The sequence below is a fragment of the Mesorhizobium sp. M2A.F.Ca.ET.037.01.1.1 genome (assembly GCF_003998075.1).
In the GTDB taxonomy this organism is placed as follows: domain Bacteria; phylum Pseudomonadota; class Alphaproteobacteria; order Rhizobiales; family Rhizobiaceae; genus Mesorhizobium.
In genome coordinates this window covers 1-976 of the sequence record NZ_RZSA01001505.1, presented here as the reverse complement: position 1 = coordinate 976, position 976 = coordinate 1, and the positions used below count along the sequence as shown (strand labels likewise).

General features: G+C 64.7%; 2 protein-coding genes and 1 pseudogene. All 3 read right to left on the bottom strand.

Annotated features, from left to right (window positions below):
* Positions 1-420, bottom strand: a 420-nt coding sequence (locus EOA27_RS37950; protein ID WP_145970882.1) for a nitrite/sulfite reductase, incomplete at its 3' end; no start/stop codon positions are given.
* 44 nt (positions 421-464) lie between these two features.
* On the bottom strand, positions 465-767 hold the full coding sequence (locus EOA27_RS37945; RefSeq protein ID WP_126081176.1) for a DUF2849 domain-containing protein: 303 nt from the start codon (positions 765-767) through the stop codon (positions 465-467).
* A pseudogene (locus EOA27_RS37940) lies at positions 764-976 on the bottom strand (uroporphyrinogen-III C-methyltransferase); the annotation flags it as partial. The pseudogene EOA27_RS37940 and the gene EOA27_RS37945, both read right to left, overlap by 4 nt.

Sequence of the window (976 nt, the reverse complement as noted above, 5' to 3'; positions counted from 1 at the left end):
GGCCACCTCGTCGGCGGCGGCGCCCGCGAAATGATCGGCGGTGACGTTGCGGATGCAGTTGCCGCTGGTCTGGATCGCATGCATCTCGACGCTGGCGAGATCAGCCAGGATCGCCGGAATGTCCGACAGCGCCGGCCAGTTGAACTGGATGTTCTGGCGCGTGGTGAAGTGACCGTAGCCCTTGTCGTATTTGCGCGCGATATGGCCGAGCATGCGCAACTGCCTGCTGTTCAGCGTGCCATAGGGCACGGCGATGCGCAGCATATAGGCGTGCAGCTGCAGATAGACGCCGTTCATCAGCCTGAGCGGCCGGAACTGGTCCTCGGTGATCTCGCCGGCAAGCCGGCGCTGCACCTGGTCGCTGAACTCGGCGACGCGGGCGTGAACAAAATCCTGGTCGAACTCGTCGTAACGGTACATGCTTCGTCTTTCCGGGCGCGTCCGCCCGCTGCTTTTCTAAAATTCTACGCCCCGATGGCTTCCGGGGCGGCCTGCTTGCCGAGATCGGTGCGGATGGTCGGCCCGGCGGCGCGGATCTTTTCGCGCAGCCGCACCGGCTCGGCCAAACCGTCGACCACATCGACGTCGATCAGATTGACGTCGACAACCTCATTGTTGGCGTAGGCAGAGGCGCCGATCGCTTCCAGCCGATCCTCCGCCGCCTTGTCATGTGCGATATCCGCATGACCGACCGTCTCCGCCCAGCCGCCATCGGCGTACCAGACGGCGATGCCGTCGGAGAGCCTGTTCGCGGTCAGAACCTTCATGGCTGAACTCCTTCGGCGACGGCTGAAGCCGCGCCCTCATGCTTATGTGCCGCGAGCGGCTCGGATCGTTCGAAATTGGCGCCAGCGACCGCATCGCCGATGATCGTCATGACCGGACCGGTGAGGTCGGCGCGCTCTTCCAGCGACGGCAGGTCGGCCAGCGTGCCATGGAAACGGCGCCGGCTGCCGAGACTGGCATTCTCGACGAC